14 protein-coding genes are annotated in these 17,539 nt (G+C 55.6%); 5 read left to right on the top strand and 9 right to left on the bottom strand.

The window, feature by feature from the left end; genetic code table 11:
• Positions 1-25 precede the first annotated feature (25 nt).
• The gene (gene yjgA / locus AC6I7Z_RS02330; protein WP_033754925.1) at positions 26-568 is read left to right on the top strand and encodes a ribosome biogenesis factor YjgA; all 543 of its coding nucleotides are present in this window, start codon (positions 26-28) and stop codon (positions 566-568) included.
• 40 nt (positions 569-608) lie between these two features.
• On the opposite strand, the gene AC6I7Z_RS02325 is transcribed toward yjgA, so the two are convergent.
• Positions 609-1,349 carry an oligogalacturonate-specific porin KdgM family protein gene (locus tag AC6I7Z_RS02325; RefSeq protein WP_497812999.1) on the bottom strand — a complete coding sequence of 247 codons (741 nt, stop codon included), beginning with the start codon at positions 1,347-1,349 and terminating at the stop codon, positions 609-611.
• Between the two features lie 354 nt (positions 1,350-1,703).
• The gene (mpl, locus tag AC6I7Z_RS02320) at positions 1,704-3,056 is read right to left on the bottom strand and encodes a UDP-N-acetylmuramate:L-alanyl-gamma-D-glutamyl-meso-diaminopimelate ligase (RefSeq protein WP_497812998.1); all 1,353 of its coding nucleotides are present in this window, start codon (positions 3,054-3,056) and stop codon (positions 1,704-1,706) included.
• A gap of 168 nt (positions 3,057-3,224) precedes the next feature.
• Between mpl and fbp the strand changes: the two genes are divergently transcribed.
• On the top strand, positions 3,225-4,229 hold the full coding sequence (fbp, locus tag AC6I7Z_RS02315) for a class 1 fructose-bisphosphatase (protein WP_497812997.1): 1,005 nt from the start codon (positions 3,225-3,227) through the stop codon (positions 4,227-4,229).
• Positions 4,230-4,303: 74 nt separating this feature from the next.
• Here fbp and AC6I7Z_RS02310 read toward each other — a convergent pair whose 3' ends face one another.
• Positions 4,304-5,863 carry a methyl-accepting chemotaxis protein gene (locus AC6I7Z_RS02310; protein WP_497812996.1) on the bottom strand — a complete coding sequence of 520 codons (1,560 nt, stop codon included), beginning with the start codon at positions 5,861-5,863 and terminating at the stop codon, positions 4,304-4,306.
• 155 nt (positions 5,864-6,018) lie between these two features.
• On the opposite strand from AC6I7Z_RS02310, the gene AC6I7Z_RS02305 reads away from it, so the two are divergent.
• The 3 genes from AC6I7Z_RS02305 (at position 6,019) to ppa (ending at position 7,583) form a co-directional block, all read left to right on the top strand.
• Positions 6,019-6,432 (top strand): lysozyme inhibitor LprI family protein, encoded by a 414-nt coding sequence (locus tag AC6I7Z_RS02305; protein WP_497812995.1) that lies wholly within the window; start codon positions 6,019-6,021, stop codon positions 6,430-6,432.
• A gap of 71 nt (positions 6,433-6,503) precedes the next feature.
• Positions 6,504-6,953 carry a DUF441 domain-containing protein gene (locus tag AC6I7Z_RS02300; RefSeq protein ID WP_033754911.1) on the top strand — a complete coding sequence of 150 codons (450 nt, stop codon included), beginning with the start codon at positions 6,504-6,506 and terminating at the stop codon, positions 6,951-6,953.
• 99 nt (positions 6,954-7,052) lie between these two features.
• Positions 7,053-7,583 carry an inorganic diphosphatase gene (gene ppa / locus AC6I7Z_RS02295; RefSeq protein ID WP_033754908.1) on the top strand — a complete coding sequence of 177 codons (531 nt, stop codon included), beginning with the start codon at positions 7,053-7,055 and terminating at the stop codon, positions 7,581-7,583.
• 651 nt (positions 7,584-8,234) lie between these two features.
• On the opposite strand, the gene AC6I7Z_RS02290 is transcribed toward ppa, so the two are convergent.
• From AC6I7Z_RS02290 to tamA, 6 genes are all read right to left on the bottom strand, one after another.
• Positions 8,235-8,543 carry a hypothetical protein gene (locus AC6I7Z_RS02290; RefSeq protein ID WP_497812994.1) on the bottom strand — a complete coding sequence of 103 codons (309 nt, stop codon included), beginning with the start codon at positions 8,541-8,543 and terminating at the stop codon, positions 8,235-8,237.
• Positions 8,527-9,663, bottom strand: coding sequence for a hypothetical protein (locus tag AC6I7Z_RS02285; RefSeq protein ID WP_497812993.1), 1,137 nt, complete (start codon positions 9,661-9,663; stop codon positions 8,527-8,529). Before AC6I7Z_RS02285 ends, AC6I7Z_RS02290 begins: the two co-directional genes overlap by 17 nt.
• A 264-nt stretch (positions 9,664-9,927) precedes the next feature.
• Positions 9,928-10,725, bottom strand: coding sequence for an FkbM family methyltransferase (locus AC6I7Z_RS02280; protein ID WP_497812992.1), 798 nt, complete (start codon positions 10,723-10,725; stop codon positions 9,928-9,930).
• A gap of 857 nt (positions 10,726-11,582) precedes the next feature.
• On the bottom strand, positions 11,583-11,939 hold the full coding sequence (locus AC6I7Z_RS02275; protein ID WP_033792318.1) for a gamma-glutamylcyclotransferase family protein: 357 nt from the start codon (positions 11,937-11,939) through the stop codon (positions 11,583-11,585).
• 2 nt (positions 11,940-11,941) lie between these two features.
• Complete coding sequence (tamB, locus tag AC6I7Z_RS02270; RefSeq protein WP_497812991.1) at positions 11,942-15,712, bottom strand: autotransporter assembly complex protein TamB; 3,771 nt, start codon at positions 15,710-15,712, stop codon at positions 11,942-11,944.
• The gene (gene tamA / locus AC6I7Z_RS02265; protein ID WP_497815381.1) at positions 15,709-17,424 is read right to left on the bottom strand and encodes an autotransporter assembly complex protein TamA; all 1,716 of its coding nucleotides are present in this window, start codon (positions 17,422-17,424) and stop codon (positions 15,709-15,711) included. The genes tamB and tamA overlap by 4 nt, the downstream gene beginning before the upstream one ends.
• Positions 17,425-17,539: the final 115 nt, after the last annotated feature.

The following is a 17,539-nucleotide window of genomic DNA, read 5'->3' as shown; positions in this document are numbered from 1 at the left end:
CTCTTTTTTTAGGGGAGCCCAGAAAATGACCAAACAGCCCGATGAGTGGCTCGACGATGTGCCGGATAATCAGGAAGAAGAAGATGAGGAGATTATCTGGGTCAGTAAAAGCGAAATTAAACGCGACGCTGAAGAGCTGAAACGCCTGGGTGCCGAACTGGTCGATCTGGGCAAGAACGCCCTGGAGAAGATCCCGCTGGATGAAGAGCTGCTGGCCGCCGTCGAACTGGCGCAGCGCATCAAGAAAGAGGGCCGTCGCCGCCAGCTGCAGCTGATCGGTAAAATGCTGCGCTCGCGCGACGTCGATCCAATCCGTCAGGCGCTGGACAAGCTGAAGAACCGCCACAACCAGCAGGTTGCGCTGTTCCACAAGCTGGAAGCGCTGCGCGATCGCCTGATCGAACAGGGCGACGAGGCGATGAACGAAGTGATTACCCTCTATCCGCACGCCGATCGTCAGCAGCTGCGCAGCATGATCCGCAACGCGCAGAAAGAGAAAGCGGGCAACAAAGCGCCTAAATCGTCACGTCAGATTTTCCAGTATCTGCGCGAGCTGGCGGAAAGCTAAGCCACGCCGAGGCGGGCAAAGCTGCCCGCCAGAACAGCGGTTAACGGTAGTTGTAGAGAATGCCGGCGCGCAGACGCAGCTGGCGCTCGCTGGAGGTCGACGCGCGGCCGATATCGCCGAAGGTCACATACGGCACCCAGGCGCGATCGTTGCCGAGCGCGTAGTCAAACTGCAGCTCCTGCTCATAGTCATCGTGCTTATTGGCGAAAAGCTTCGCGTCCGCATGCTTATAGACCAGCTTATAGGTCGTGGTCAGCCGATCGCTTTTATTACGCAAATAGAGGTCGAAGCGGTTAGCGGTGCGATGGCGATCGGTATCGCAATAATCGATACCGCCGGTGCGGCATTTATCTTCATGCGCATAATCGGTCAGCTCAAGGCGATAGAGTCCGCCGATAAACCAGCGGTCGTTGATTTTATACCAGGGCGCAACGCCAAATTTCCATTCGGTGCGCGCGGAATTAAACTCCGGCTGAATAAAGGGCGAAATCGTCCAGTTCCCCCAGTAATACGATTTCAGAAAGGTCACTTCGACCACGTTTAGCACCGTATCGTTATAAAACTTATCTTTAGGATCGGCGCCGCCGGTCTTATATTTGGTTTCAATGCCGATAAACATATCATTGGGCAACGTGGTGCTGAGCCCCAGTTTGTCGTAGTGCGTACGGTCGCGCAGCCGGTATTCATGGCGATAATCTACCGTCGCGGTCGCCAGCGCCGCCGCAGAGCCAAGCAGCAGCGCCATGCCCAGAGTGGCGCGTAATAGTTTACTCTTTCCCATAATAACATCCTTATTTAAAAGCGTGAGACAACCTTAATAAATAAGCCTGCTCACAATACCCATTAACCTATAATTAACCCGCATACCAAAATAAGCATGATTGCATCATGAACACCTGTTACTTATATAATTAACGGGAAAACTGTTATTTCTTATATGGCAGCAGAGCCGATGCTAAAAATTATCGCAGCGGCAATCCTTTCTGTTTTTGACAGAAAAAGAATAAAGATGGCAATAGCGGAGAGAGTAGAGAGATCGGTTTCAAATATTAACGCGACCGTCGGAAAAAAAATAAAAAAACAGGCTGGCGCGGGCGGAAAAATAAAAAGGCGCCCTGAAAAAGCGCCCGATGCGTTAAGCGAGTCGATCCAGCAGCTTTTGATGAATGCCGCCAAATCCGCCGTTGCTCATAACGAGAATCGAATCGCCCGGCTGAGCGGCTTTCGCCACCATCTCAACCAGCGTATCGATATCGGCGCTCCAGTGCGCCGGCGGCATGCAGGCTTCGGCCACGTCGGAGACCTGCCAGGGAATATGGTGCGGCTGGAACAGAAATACCTCATCCGCGCGCGCCAGCGAAGGCGCCAGATCGTTTTTGCTCACGCCCATTTTCATGGTGTTAGAGCGCGGTTCCAGCACCGCCAGAATACGCGCCCGGCCGCCGACTTTGCTGCGCAGCGCCGATAAGGTCGCCAGAATCGCCGTCGGGTGATGGGCGAAATCGTCATAGACCTTAATGCCGTTGACATCGCCGCGCAGCTCCAGGCGGCGGCGCGCGTTGATAAAGCTGTCGAGCGACTGCGCCGCGTCTTCCGGTTTGACGCCGACGTGACGCGCCGCGGCGATCGCCATCAGGCCGTTATGCATGTTGTGCTCGCCCACCAGCGACCAGTTCACCTCGCCGACCTTTTCGCCGTCGAGCAGCACTTCCCAGCGCGAGGCGTCCTGCACCAGCTTCTTCGCCTGCCAGCGGCCGCCCTCGCCGACGCTCTCCTGCTCGCTCCAGCAGCCCATCGTCATCACCTGGCGGATGTTGTGATCGTGCTCTGGCAGCAGGATTTTGCCCTGGCCCGGCACGATGCGCACCAGATGGTGGAACTGCTTCTGGATGGCGCGCAGGTCGTCGAAGATATCCGCATGATCGAACTCAAGGTTATTGAGGATCAGCGTGCGCGGGCAGTAGTGAACGAATTTGGAACGCTTGTCGAAGAAGGCGCAGTCATACTCATCCGCCTCGATGACGAAGAATGGACTTTTTCCTAATTTTGCCGAGACGTCGAAGTTGCCCGGCACGCCGCCGATGATAAAGCCCGGCTCCAGTCCGCACGACTCCAGTATCCAGGCTACCATACCAGAAGTGGTTGTTTTGCCATGAGTTCCTGCTACCGCCACTACCCAGCGATCGCGCAGCACGAAGTCATGCAGCCACTGCGGGCCGGAAAGATAGGGAATGTTGCGCTCCAGCACCGCTTCCACGCAGGGGTTGCCGCGCGTCATGGCGTTGCCGATGATAACGAGGTCCGGCGCGGGGTCGAGCTGAGAGGCGTCGTAACCCTCTGTTAATTCAATGCCTTGCTGCTCGAGCAGCGTGCTCATCGGCGGGTAAACGTTGGCGTCCGAACCGGTCACCTGATGGCCAAGGGAACGTGCCAGCATCGCCAGACCGCCCATAAACGTGCCGCAAATCCCAAGGATATGAATACGCATAACGAGATCCATTACTCAAAAGTTCGGCGCACAGTGTAACCCCCCTCGCGGACTTAAGAAACGGATTAGGACTATGGTTTTTGAAGTTCATTCGGCTAAACTGCGTACGCAAACGTTGGCGGTTTGCCAGGCAGGCTGCCACTCCATCGAAGATTCAGGGAATGTGTTATGAAAACGTTAGGCGAATTTATCGTCGAGAAACAGCACGACTTTCCTCACGCAACAGGTGAACTGACGGCGCTAATTTCCGCTATTAAGCTGGGCGCGAAAATCATCCATCGCGACATCAACAAAGCCGGCCTGGTAGATATTCTCGGCGCAAGCGGCGTTGAAAACGTCCAGGGCGAGCAGCAGATGAAGCTCGATCTCTTCGCGAACGAGAAGCTGAAAGCGGCGCTGAAAGCGCGCGGCATCGTGGCGGGGATCGCCTCGGAAGAAGAGGACGAGTTTGTAATCTTCGAAGGAGTAGAACACGGCAAATACGTGGTGTTGATGGATCCGCTGGACGGCTCTTCCAATATCGACGTTAACGTCTCCGTCGGCACCATCTTCTCTATCTACCATCGCGTTAGCGCGCCTGGCACGCCAGTCACCGAAGCGGACTTTATGCAGCCGGGCCACAAGCAGGTCGCGGCGGGCTACGTCGTGTATGGCTCCTCGACCATGATGGTCTACACCACCGGCTGCGGCGTTCACGCCTTTACCTACGATCCGTCGCTCGGCGTCTTCTGCCTGAGCCACGAGCGCATGACCTATCCGCCGACGGGCTACACCTACTCGATTAACGAAGGCAACTATATTCGTTTCCCGCAGGGCGTGAAGAAATACCTGAAGTTCTGCCAGGAAGAGGATCATGCCTCACATCGTCCTTACACCTCGCGCTACATCGGCTCGCTGGTAGCGGATTTCCACCGCAACCTGCTGAAAGGCGGCATCTATCTCTATCCGAGCACCGCCAGCCACCCGAACGGCAAGCTGCGCCTGCTCTATGAGTGCAACCCGATGGCATTTCTCGCCGAGCAGGCTGGCGGCAAGGCGAGCGACGGTGCGAACCGTATCCTCGACATCCAGCCAGAAACCCTGCATCAGCGCTGCCCGTTTTTCTGCGGCAACGATGCAATGGTCGACGACGTTGAGCGCTTCCTGCGCGAATACCCGGACGCCGCGCAGTAAACATCGGGCTATCTTACTGGCGTAGCAGCATCAACGCACAGACGACAAGGGCGCGTATCTCGCGCCCTTTTCTTTTACGCCGTTTCCAGCCGGAACAGCGATACCGTGGATTGCAGATGCTGCGACTGCGCCTCCAGCGACTGGGTCGCCGCCGTAGCCTGCTCAACCAGCGCCGCGTTCTGCTGCGCCGCCTCGTCCATCTGCGTCACCGCCTGATTCACCTGCTCGATACCGCGGCTCTGCTCATCGGACGCCATAGAAATCTCCTTCATCAGCGTCGTGACGCGCATCACCTCGCTGGAGATCTCATCCATGGTCTCGCCGGCGCGCGTCGCCATATCGCTGCCCTCTTTCACCCGCGTCTGCGACTCCGAGATCAGCCCGCGGATCTCTTTCGCCGCGTTGGCGCTGCGCTGCGCCAGCGTGCGCACTTCGTTAGCCACGACGGCGAAGCCGCGTCCCTGCTCGCCTGCGCGCGCCGCTTCCACCGAGGCGTTCAGCGCGAGGATATTGGTCTGAAAGGCGATGCCGTCGATCACGCCGAGAATATCGCCGATGCGGTTCGCGCTGGCGGTAATCTCCTGCATCTTCTCCATCACGTAGCTGACCACCTCTGCGCCGCGATCGGCGGTGTCGGAGACGCTGCTCGCCAGCTTGTTCGCCTGCTGCGCGTTGGCGGCATTCAGGCGCACCGTGGCGGTCAGCTGCTCCATGCTGGCGGCGGTCTGCTCCAGCGACGCCGCCGACTCTTCGGTGCGCTGGGAAAGATGCACATTGCCCGCCGCCAGCTCGCGGCTGCCGACATCGATCTGCAGGCTGGCATGGAGCACCTGGCTCACCTGAGCGCGCAGCGCCTGCTGCATCTCCCCTAGCGCGCGGTTAAGGCGGCCCAGCTCGTTGTCGCCCGCAGGCGGCAGCGTCTGCGACAGATCGCCTGCCGCGACCTGCTCCAGATGGATAATGGCGCGGTTAAGCGGCAGCAGCAGCAGACGGCGCATCAGCACCCAGGCCAGCACGAACAGCAGCAGCGTCAGCGCCACCGCCGCACCGATAAGCGCCTTCATCAGCGTCTCGTTCCAGGCCGCCTGCGCCAGCTGCGCGTCGGTCACCTGATCGGCATAGCTACCGAACGCCGCCACCGCGTTGCTGTAGTTCAGGGCGAGCTTAGCGAGATTGCCCTCCAGCACGCTGTAATATTCGTCGGTGTACTGTTTTTCCAGCGCATCCATGATGGGTTTGATGCCCTGCGCCAGGTAGGCGTTGTAGCTCGATATGATGTCGTCAGCCAGCTTTTTGCCGTGCGCCGTTACCGTTCCCGCCGCGATAAAAGCCTTCATATTTCGCTGCGAATCCTGCACGTCAGCCTGCGCCTGCTTCGCCAGGGCGGCGCCCTCGTCCAGCAGGCCAATCTCGATTTTGCGCACCGCCAGCGCGGCGGTGGCGCGCGCGCGCATCAGATCGCCGTTGCTTTGATAGAGCGCGTTAAGTTCGATACCCTGGATGCGGTTGATCACATCCAGCGATCGGTTTCCTTTGTTAATGGCAATGATACCCATGACGCTGACCGCCAGCAGCAGCAGAGTCATAAAGGCGAGTAAAGCTAATAATCCTGTGCGTAGTGAGAGCTTTTTCATGATGTTGTTTTCCGTTTGCTTATATAAAGGCAGAAAATCCAGTAGCTCTAAAACGTACAAGTTATCGGCAGTTGCCCAGGGGAACTTTACCGACGTTGATGGTCATTTCCCTGATGATCACCCACGCTTAACCTTTCTTAATAAGGATTCACAGCATGAAAAAAGGTATGGCCGCCGCCGGCCTGCTGTTCTGCACCTCTGCGCTGGCGCAGCAGAACCCGATCGATCATGCGCTGGAGCAGTGTCTCAACGGCGCATCCACCACCGTGGCGATGGTGTCGTGCTACGATCGCGCCAGCCAGGCCTGGGATAGCGAGATGAACACGCAATATAGCCAGTTAATGAAAAGCCTCGCCAGCGAGCCTAAAAATAAGATGCGTGTAGCGCAGCGCCAGTGGCTGGCGTATCGCGATAGCTGGCAGTCGGCGAGCGCGGCCTATTTCAACAGCAAGCAGGGCACGCTGGCGCAGATTTCGCTGGCGGCACAGCGCGTCGATCTGGTGCGTAATCAGGCGCTGTTGCTGCGCGCGATGAATAAAGGCAGTTGCGCCGACGGCGGCGATTGTTGATAAATGGAGACGGTGCTTTTATTCACGCGTCGGCTTCGGCTGGCGCATCCGTCTATTTTCAGGGAGAAATCATGGCTGCGTACGCCTCTACCCTTATTCTTATCGGCCTCGCGGTCCTCAGCTATTTCGTTCACAACAGCGCGGTCACCATCTCGATTCTGATCCTGCTGGCGATCAAGCTCACCCCGCTGTCGCAGTTCTTTCCCTACGTCGAGAAACAGGGCATTCAGCTCGGCATTATTATCCTGACGGTCGCCGTTATGGCGCCGCTCGCCAGCGGTTCGCTTCCCGCCTCGTCGCTGCTGAAATCTTTCGCCAGCTGGCAGTCGATCGTGGCAATTCTGGTCGGTATTTTCGTCGCCTGGCTGGGCGGGCGCGGCGTTAGCTTTATGAGCGCGCAGCCGTCGGTAGTCGGCGGCCTGTTAATCGGCACGGTGATTGGCGTCGCCTTCTTTCGCGGCGTGCCGGTCGGACCACTTATTGCTGCGGGGATCGTCTCGCTGTTCGTCGTCGCGAAGTAGGACGAGGAGCATTCCGAAAGGTCAAAATTGGGGCATACTTTCCCAGGCAGTTGGCTATAATAGCCGACACTCAACATGTGACTATTGAAGGAATGCCCGATGAGTTTGAACCAGGTGCCTGCCGGTAAAGAACTGCCAGAAGATATCTACGTTGTCATTGAGATCCCGGCCAACGCCGATCCGATCAAATACGAAGTCGACAAAGATTCCGGCACCCTGTTCGTAGACCGTTTTATGTCTACGGCGATGTTCTATCCGTGCAACTACGGTTATATCAACCACACCCTGTCGCTGGATGGCGATCCGGTTGACGTGCTGGTTCCGACCCCGTATCCGCTGCAGCCGGGCTCCGTGATCCGCTGCCGTCCGGTTGGCGTGCTGAAAATGACTGACGAGTCTGGCGAAGATGCCAAACTGGTTGCCGTGCCGCACACCAAGCTGACCAAAGAGTACGATCACATTAAAGATGTGAACGACCTGCCGGAACTGCTGCGCGCGCAGATCACCCACTTCTTCGAGCAGTATAAAGCGCTGGAAAAAGGCAAATGGGTGAAGGTTGAAGGCTGGGACAACGCCGAAGCGGCGAAAGCTGAAATCATCTCCTCTTTCGAGCGCGCAAAGCAGAAATAATCTGCCGCCGCCCGATAAAAAACACCGTCCTCGGTACTCATAGCGTTCCGATAGCGGGTATAAAAAGGGTTCCATGTTTTTCATGGAGCCCTTTTTAAATGGAACGTTACCAGGCCCGGCCATCGTTCATGCCACTATTCCCGCACGCGCCCGTTCTCTCTCCGACCTCATTCCTGATGAGGTAGTGATGGCGACGTATCTTAAAGGGGATTGCTTTATCAGCTGAGCCTGAGGGGCGCAATCAGTGAGATATCGCGGCTTCTAATGACCTTGCCGTAGGTTTCCCAGGGGACGATCCCCGCGGAACTGAGAACGCTCGAAGGAAAGGCAAGATGGCTGATATTGCCGGCTCGCAGAGGGCGGAATTACCCGCAGGAGCGACAGATAACCACCCGAAAATATCCTGCTAAAAAAATGTTGGTCATCTTAGCGACCAGCATGAGCCAGAGAGCCGCTTGAGATTGTTGATGAGTTCATTTGATGTGCGTTGAACGCCATCTTTTTATCTGCCTGGCTGTAATGGCTGGTTAGCATGACTGGCAGCAGAAACCCATCAATGATAGCCTCGACAGTCTGCGGTTCGATGCCATTAACTGTTAGCGAAAGGTGTAATCCTCAAAGAGCGTGGCCCTGCCCCAGCCAGATCGCTCGTCACTTGCCAAAGTAACGGCGCTGATATTTTTCAGTGAGTAATAATTTGTATTGCTGATAGGGACCCTTTGCATTTTTATTTGTTGTTATGACCCAACAGAAAACTTCATTTTTATGGTTCAGATCGATTATTGAGTTTCTCTCCGGACGGTAAACAGCTCCCTGCTCCAGCTCCGTCAGCGTATCTAAACTCGCAGAAAGTGCCACCTGATCCAGAAACCAGACGTAATTTTTAGCTTTAAGGTTCACATCAATAAAATGTGCTACCTTGTCCAAATATTTTTGCGCTACATCACTGGGTTTCTGCATATAATAATCCTCCCAGAACATCCTCCCAGAATGGTGAGGAATTACTCTTCATTAATATCAGACTGGAAACTGGCGATTCCGGCAGTGTCCACCGCTTACGAATCAGCACATCTGCATCAAGGGAAAGGATCGGCGTATTAAAAACCCTTAGTGCATAACTGAGAAAAACAAAACGGCGACAGGCATAACTAACAGATACCCCGCCATCAATGACAACATTTTCCAGACTCGCAGATATATGTAACTCAGGCATCCGTTGACGGAGCGCCGAAACATTTTCACAAACGTCATCATCACTATTATAGAGATGCAGGTGTACATCTAATTCATCGCGATTCGTTTCATAAATAGAATATATCAACGGCACAGCGTGTTCAAAGTAATAATTCTTATCGCAGGCTATAAGTACGGTGGTTTTGGTGGCTGATGTTTTTTCAAATAACCACTTGTAGTGGGTGTAATCAAGGTCATAGTCGCCCTCTCTGAGTGGTTGAAAATCGATAAAGCTTTTAGGCATACCACCACACTGGTAAATTCCACACGTTATCATCAGCCTTGTTGTCATATCAGCCAGAAGATGCAACCCTTTAGAAACTAATGGCTTAATTACATCCAGAGCCACTAAAAAGTCCCTCTCCATCAAACTGATGAGTAGAACAATTTTGAGCACTTGATCGTAATTTTCAACCGCTGAAAAGTTGTCCTGGATTAAATAAAATGCCAAATCAATTTCATTGATACGAAACAATATTTGAATAGCAGCAACAAGATAGTTAACATTATTGGTTTTTAGGGCGACTTCCAGGTACTCAATAACTTTCTCTCTCAGCCTTGCAGGAAATTGACGTTGATAGCCTTTATTGTTGTTATCAAGAGCTTGATTAGCAACGGCGATGGCACAAAGTATTTTTTTAAGTGCATTGTCATTTATCACATCAAGTCCGGTATCAATCGCATCTATCATAGTTTCAGGCTGCTCGCCAGAGATACTCACATTTCCACTGAGTATTTCTGACACAACATGTTCTGGCATAACAACCGCTTCAGGTAGATAAATATCCCGAGTAAAAACGTCCCGATAAAATTGATGCATTCCCTTGACACGTAAAAACTCACTCATGAACAAATCCCCTGAGGCTAAAATAACAATGCGCAACGTTATTTACTGATAAAAAATTATGGTTTTATTTTCAATAACAGAAATGTAATTTCCCAAAAACCCTTACCTTTATTCGTCAGACTGATATCGCTCCCTGGGGTTTGACGAATTATTAAAAAATTAATTAGCTTTAACCATAATGGTTTAAGTCATATCTGTTTCAGTCGAAAAGTAAAAGTAATAAACAATAAGGGTCAAACAACCGATCATTATACTGAGGCGGAGTTACCCGACTCGGATTACTTTTTTCAGAAAGCCACCTTGTCCCCGCACAAATTCGACTTTGGCTTCATTGCGAGGATGATGAGCGATAAAATCATCCATTTGAATAGGCTCAATCTGGTAACCTAATTGTAAAATAAAGTTTAATAGTTCACGTTTTTTTTCCGCAAACCACTGCTGACTACCCCAGGCTTCAAAAGAAAAGGGAGGGAAATTATTATGTTCAAGAAAACCTACTGCACCTCTCAGCACATCAATCTCTAATCCTTCAACGTCTATTTTAAGAAAGCGAGCTTTATGATCGAGAATGATATCATCCAGTTTTATTAGTTCTACCACATCTTTTTTATTGCTCATCCATGCCTGCGTACCCAACTCTCTACGAAAATCTTCATTAATTGAAAAGGCGCCAATATTATTCGTTTTATGATAGTCCGGTATCGCAATTTCTATAAAACAGTTATCCTGACCCACAGCGTAATTATACGCGGTAACATTATCCAGACGGTTAAGGAAAATATTACCGCACAATTGATAGTACACCGTCTTTTGCGGCTCAAATGCGAAGACGTGTCCATTTTTTTTCATAATAGATGATGCTACGGGAACGGTATATGCACCAAGGTTTGCTCCCAGATCAAAAACGATGGGTGAATTAAAATCTTTGACAAATTCATTTGTTATTGAAGTTAACCAGGATTCCCACTGACCATGAATGAAAAGCTCTTTTGAAATAGCATCTTTGCCGAAAGTTAAAAACGTCCCCTGGGATGAGTTAACAAGATGAGTTTTTGGTAGCATTAATTAGACTCTGATAGATGAAACACATACCCGTTTCTTAAGAATTGCTTCGTTTTAGTTGAAGTGTAGGTGTACAGGTACATTCCCGAATCAATTGTTAAGTAAGCGGATGGCTTTAATATAAGTCATGTAAAGAAGAAAGCGATTTTAACATTTAAGTGGATTATGCCATCATAGCACCCACTCCCTTCTGATTAATAGAGCAAAAAGAGTACGCATATGAGGTTATTTAGTGCGTTAGATTGCCAGGCCAAATAAAAATATATTAACTGATGAGTTGCTGGATGAGGCGCCATTAATTTACGAGACAGATAAAATAATAAAATGATTCTATACTTTCAAACTTAACTTCTATTTAGCATGGCTCCATTTAATATCACGCGCTAACTTATTAAAGCCGCTGTTATTTACCATTTACATCAGCGCGATGATTTTATTACGCATCCTGACCATAACTCGAATCCCCTTCAGGCTGAACGCCATTTTTATCATCTGATACCGCACCAGATTATAGATCAGCAAGACGCTGATTTGACACCTGCCACCGGATCGGTAAATCACTCCTTAAACAATCGGCATTGTCCTCTGGACGGTGTTTTTGTTTGTGCGCCGGGTGAGTGATCGGGTGATATGGGCCGATCGCAAAGACGCAAAAAGCGGCATCCATGCCAGCTCGACCCGCGCAATTACGCACCTCATCCTTGAGGTGCGCCCGTCGCCGGGCCAACGCGCGGCGTTGTTCAAAAACGCTCCCGGCGTTTTTGTCCCTGACGCGGGACGCTTTGCTCTTCGGCACATATCACCCGCTCTTTAAGGCCGCAGATAAAAAAACACCGCCCTCTGGACGGTGTTTTCGTTTATGCGTCTGACGGAGGGTCGTCGCGCCGTAGCCAGTCGCCGCTGGCGATGCGCTGACGTCCCTTAACCGGGCGCTGATAGACGTAAAGCCATGCGCTGCCGTAAGGCGTTTGCATCAGCTGGCGTTTGTATTCGCCAGCCTTAGTGCGCAATGCATCCAGCTCGCCCAGCGTCGTGGCATCGATGCGGTAAACTTCACAATAGACGGTTCCTTCGCCCGGGATCACGCCCGGATAATGGCCGAGACTGTAGAGCTCGTAGCCCTCAATCTGCATATCCCCCAGCCATTGCGCATTCGTCATCCAGTGACTGTTTCCCTGTTTGCGCCGTAAACTGCCGTAGACAATTATTCGCATTGCTAAAACTCAAACTGATAGAGCAAATCAAGAGCCTGGTCCACACCAGACACGGCTTCCAAATAGAGTTTGGGCATCAGGCGATAACGCAAGGTTAACGTCGCCAGTGAATCAAATATGCCGACACCATATTTTACTTGTAGACCCGGCAGCACATAGCCGCTGACCTGCACCTGCTGGCTGTCGCCAACGCCGGTGGTATCAAGGGCAAGATTGCTGACGCCGAACGTCTCGCCGATTTTACCCACAACCTGACCACTTTGCGCAACCCCCAGACCAATTAAGGCGGAGGTTAATGCGTTGCCGTCGCCGTCCGAGCCCAGTCCCTGGCCGCGCAGCAGGTAGGAAAGCGCTTCCTGCTGCGACATCGCCGGGTCGGAGAAGACCTCGACCTTCGGCTCATCCGCCAGCCCGGTCACGCGCAGGCCGGCCGTTACGTCGTCCTCTGTGGCTTCGGGGTTACGAATCGCCTCGAGGTTGATATAGGGCTGATCCGGCGGGCCGGCGAACTGTAGCTCGCCTTTGCGCACGATAAGATCCTGACCGTAAGCGTGGAAGCGGCCGGACGGGATATTAATCTGGCCGTTGAGGCCCAGCCCGGTTCTGTCCTGCACCACTTTCAGGTCGCCGTTGAGCTTCGCCTTCAGGCCAAAGGCCGACAGCCGCACGTCGTTGCCGACGTGGATCACCAGATTGCTGTTGATCGGGATGGCGGCGGTTTTCGGCTGAATCGGCTGCAGGTTTTTATCCAGCAGCACCTCGTCCGAGGAGACGCCGGTGGCGCTCTCCGGCACCTCCTGCACGGTGATGCGCGCCCAGGGAATATCGACGCTGCCATCCAGGCTAAAGGCCGCCGGCGTCGCCTCGAAAACCAGATCCGGCGAGACGTCCATGCGCACCATCGGCGGCACGGTCACGCGCACGCGGCTGCCCTGCGCGGCGATGCGGGCGCGCCAGTTGTCGAGCTGGCTCCAGTCCGCGTTGCCGTTGAGGTTGATATTGCCCTGCGCGGTCTGCACCAGACCGTTGAGCGTCGAGCTCATGCCGTTGAACACCATATTCAGGTTCGCGGCGGTGAGATCGACCGGCATAAAGTTGCCGTCGACGTCGACGCCCTGCAGGCCAAGCTGGCCGAAGATCTGCGGCTGCTTCACGCTGCCGCCGAGGCGCAGCGCGCTGTTAAGGTTGCCTTTGATCTTCTCGCCCTGCATCAGCGCCGGATTGAGCATCGCCAGCGAGATATTGCGGATGTTGACGTTGCCGCCCAGCGTACGGCGGTTCTGCGGATCGCCGATCTGCACGTTGCCGTCGAGCTGGCCATTGTTGGCGATGCGGATCAGCCAGTCGAGATCGGCGCGGCCGTTGCGCAGCGCCGCGTTGAGGTTGAGCGCGCTGAAATCGATGGGCAGCGTGTTGCCCTGCACATCCTGCCGCACCTTAACGCCGTTGCCTTTCAGCGAGACGGTGCCGGTCGGCAGCGCGCCGTCCGCCGTCCAGTTCACGCGCGCGTCGCCGCTAAAGACGCCTGCCAGCTGGGTTTCATCCGGCAGGAAGGGTTTAATCATCGCGAGGTCGAAGCGGTTAAGCTGGATATGCGCGTGGCCGCTCGGGCCAGCTTCGACCGGCTCCGGCACGCAGAGCTGCGCGTTGGGGTTCTGCCAGCAGTGCGGCCCGATGGTGGCGGTCTGCTTCGCGTTAAGGTAGTCGATGGCCATCGCGCGCGTCAGACGCCATTCGCCTACCGGCGTGTCAAAGCGCGTATTGTTAAGCGTGCCCTGCCAGCGCTGCTGCTGGCGATCGAAGCTGCCGTTGAGCGCCAGCTGGCCGGAGACCGGCTCGCCCTGCACGTTAAGTTTCAACTGGTGCGCTTTTTCATTGCCGTCAGCGTTGAGCGTCAGCAGGCTGATAGTCAGCGCGTCCTGCTTCAGCTGCTCGACGCGTAGCTGTAGCTTGCCGGCGACCTGATCGCTGGAGCGCACGTCGCCGTCCAGCGTGACGCGACGGATCTGCAGCTGCTGCCAGCGCAGGCCGGTAGCGTTGAGATCGGCCAGCAGCTGCGGCGCCTGCAGCGTGCCGCGCGCCTTGATGGTGCCTTTGGCGACGCCGCCCAGCCCCGGCAGCGCGTTATCGAGATGGGGCGCGTCGATGGTGGCGTCCAGATTGAGCGCGTCGCCCAGCGAGCCTTTCACGTCCAGGTTGTTGCGACCCAGCACGATTTTCACGCCCGGGATATCCCACTGGTTATAGCTGTTGCCTTTCAGGGAGCCTTCGGCGCTGACCGCATTCTGTTTGACGTTGCCCTTCAGCTGCAGCTGCGGCACGCTCATCTGCCAGCTGCCGCCGTAGAGGCTGCCGCGCGTGGCGATTTTGCCATCCAGCTTCGCCGGCCAGTCAGGATACTGGCGCGCGGTGTCGATGCCGGAGAGCGTCAGCTCGCTGCGCCAGCTGATGGCTTTGCTCCAGTCCACCAGCGCCGTCAGGTCGATGTTGCCCTGCAGCGCGCCGATGCGCAGTTTGTCGAGGTTGAACTGCTCGACGTTGCCTTTGCCGTCCAGCGCCACGGTGGCGGGCGGCACGCTGTCGCCCTTCACCGCCGTGCGCAGCGACATCATATAGTCAGTGGCTTTGCCTTTGAACTGGTAGTCGAGATTATCCGCCTGGTACTGCACCGCGCCGGTCAGCGGCCAGCGCAGCTGCGGGCTGGTGAGACGCAGCGACAGCGGCAGCCCCGCCACCGCCAGCTGCGTGGCGGCGTCGAGCTGGGCGCGTACCGGACCAGAGAGATTCAGGCCCAGCTTCAGCTCGTCGCGCATGGCGCCGCCGAGATCCAGCTTGATCTTCTCTCCTTTCAGCGGATCGACGTTCGCCGTGCCGTTAAGCGTGAAATTCACCGGCCAGTTGTCCGCCAGCGTCGCTTCGCCGCTGCCGTTAAGCTGGCCGAGGTTCGAATCGACGTCCAGCGTCTGCAGCTGCAGCCGACGGTCGGCGGTTTTCGCCTTCAGCAGCAGGCGATTCACCGCAATGTCGGTATCGCCGGTAAGGCGCAGCTGTTCGCCGAGGATCTCCTGCACGTCAATATCGAGCGGCAGACGGAAGTCGGGCAGCTCAGGCAGCAGCGGTTTGGCGAACATCGCCTGCAGCGTTTCGCCCAGCGGCTTCTCATCCGGCTGCGGCTGCTGCACCTTCGGCTGCACCACCTCTTCGTTGGCGACCTGCGCCGCTTTCGGCAGCGCCACCAGCAAACTCTGGATATGGGTCGGATTAAGCGTCAGCGCGCGATCCTGCCACTGCAGACCGGTAGTGAAGTCGAGCAGCGAGATAGCGGTGTCGTCGATCTTCACATTGATGTTATGCAGGCCGAGATGACGCAGCGTAATCGGATAAGGGGTGCTGAGATCGCCGCCGCCGCTCTCCTCTTCCGGCGGCGCCTCCTGCGCTGGCGTCATCTTTTTGCTGTCGACCACCACGCTGACATCCTTCAGCGCGATATCGTTGACGCACACCGAGGAGTGCAGCAGGCAGTTAAGATCCACCGCCAGATGAAACGTGCCGGCATCGACGTTGACGCCGGGCATCTCATAGCGCAGCCCGCTGATCGTCAGGTTGCGCCAGCCGCCGTCGACCTGCTTGATCGATAAGCCCGGCACCCAGCGCGCCGCGCCGTTCAGCACCAGATGCAAGCCAGGCGTGGTGCCGATTAAAAACGCCACGCCGCCCAGCAGCACTACCAGAAAAATCAGTACGCCGATCAGGACCTTTTTCCACAGCTTCATAGTTCAGGCCCCAGTCCGATATAAAATTGCAAACCATGCTCCTCGCTGTCGCCAATCGGCCGGGCGATATCCAGTTTGATCGGCCCGACCGGCGACGCCCAGCGCACGCCGAAGCCCGCGCCGGTTTTAAAATTGCTCTGTTTGATGTCGTTGACCGCTTCGCCCGAGTCGATAAACGCCGCGCCCCACCATTTCCCGGTGACGTTGTACTGGTATTCCAGCGAGCCAGTGGCGAGCTTCGAGGCGCCGGTCAGCTTGCCGTCGTCGTCGCGCGGGGAAATATCCTTATATTTGTAGCCGCGAATGCTGCGGTCGCCGCCCGCGAAGAAGCGCAGATCCGGCGGCACTTTTTCGAAGTTGTTGGTTTCGATCCAGCCGAGGTTGCCGCGCGCCACAAAGCGGTGCTTATCCGCCAGCGTGCGGATCCAGACGTTCTGCGCCTGCATGATCAGGAAGTCGACGTCCGATCCCCATGTGGTGTCGGAGACGTCGATAGAGTAGCGCTGCGAATCGCCCCACGTCGGCATCAGGCCGCCGCGCGAGCGCGTGCGGTTCAGGCTGACGCCCGGATAGAGCAGCATCGTGGTGTTGGTGACGCTGCCCTGGGTAAAGTGATCGAGGCTCCACTTGAGGTTGACCGCTTTCTGCCAGCCGGTGCTGTTCTCCCAGTAGCGCGACACGCCGAGCGTGGTGGTGTCGGCCTTGGTGTCGTTCAGATCGGTGCGCTTCAGGCCGCCGGAGAAGATGTAATACTGCTCTAGCGGGCTTTTCAGCAGCGGCACTTTGTAGCTCAGGTCGAGCTGCTGTTCCGGCGCGGAGAGATAGGCGCTGGCCGCCAGGCTATGGCCGCTGTCGTTAACCCAGGGCTTTTTCCACGTCGCCTTCAGGCGCGGCCCGACGTCAGTGGAGTAGCCGACGCCGGTTTCGATAGTGTTTTCGGTGCGCGGCGTCACGGCGGCGTTGAGCGGCAGCACTTTGGTTTTCCGCCCCTGCGCGAACTCCGGCGCGACCACCACCGAATTAAACCAGCCGGTGGCCGACAGGCGCCGGTTCAGCTCGGCGAGCTCGCGCGAGCTGTAGTAGTCGCCTTTTTTAAACGGCACCAGGTTTTCCAGATACTCCTCGCGGATTTGCGAGCCGGAGAAGCTGACGTCGCCGAAGCGGTAGCGCTGGCCGCTGTCGTAGTCGATATCCCAGAAGGCTTCGCGCCGCTCGACAGAGACGCCGAGCTGGCTCTTTTTAAAGTCGCCGTCGAAATAGCCGTTGCGCAACGCGAGGTTCGAGAAGCCGCTTTTAAATTTGTCATACTCGCCGTGATTGAGCTGCCGCCCTTTTTTCGGCGTGCCCTCTTTCACCCAGGCCTGATAGTCGGGATCGCGCAGCGCGTCGCCTTCAAGCACGATGGTGCTGCCGGCGATTTTAACCGGCTCGCCGGGTTTGACGTGGGCGATAAGCACCGGCCGTCCGCCCTGCGGCGGCGCGGGACGCGCCTCGAAGTCAATATCGGGCTCGTAGTAGCCGAGCGCTTTGAGTCCCTGCTGGATCGCCTCTGAAACGCGCGCGCGAAAACGGCCATCGTTCGACACCTCGTCGGCGCCGATGGTCGAGAGACGAGCACGCACGTTCTTGTTAAGGTCCCCGGTTAAGCCTTGCACTTCAAGGCGCACTTTCGCTGCCTCAGCGACCGGCGCGGCGGCCAGCAGGCAGGTCATAAAACAGACGTGAATTCGTGGCACGCGTACTCCTGTTAATCATGCCGACCCCTATTCCGCGGGGCGTAATATATCCCTGGATAAGAACATCGCAGCGGCGCTGTCATCATCATAG

The sequence above is a fragment of the Pantoea sp. X-Soil-MYKO-1289 genome, from assembly GCF_059730625.1.
This window is presented reverse-complemented; position numbering and strand designations above follow the sequence as displayed.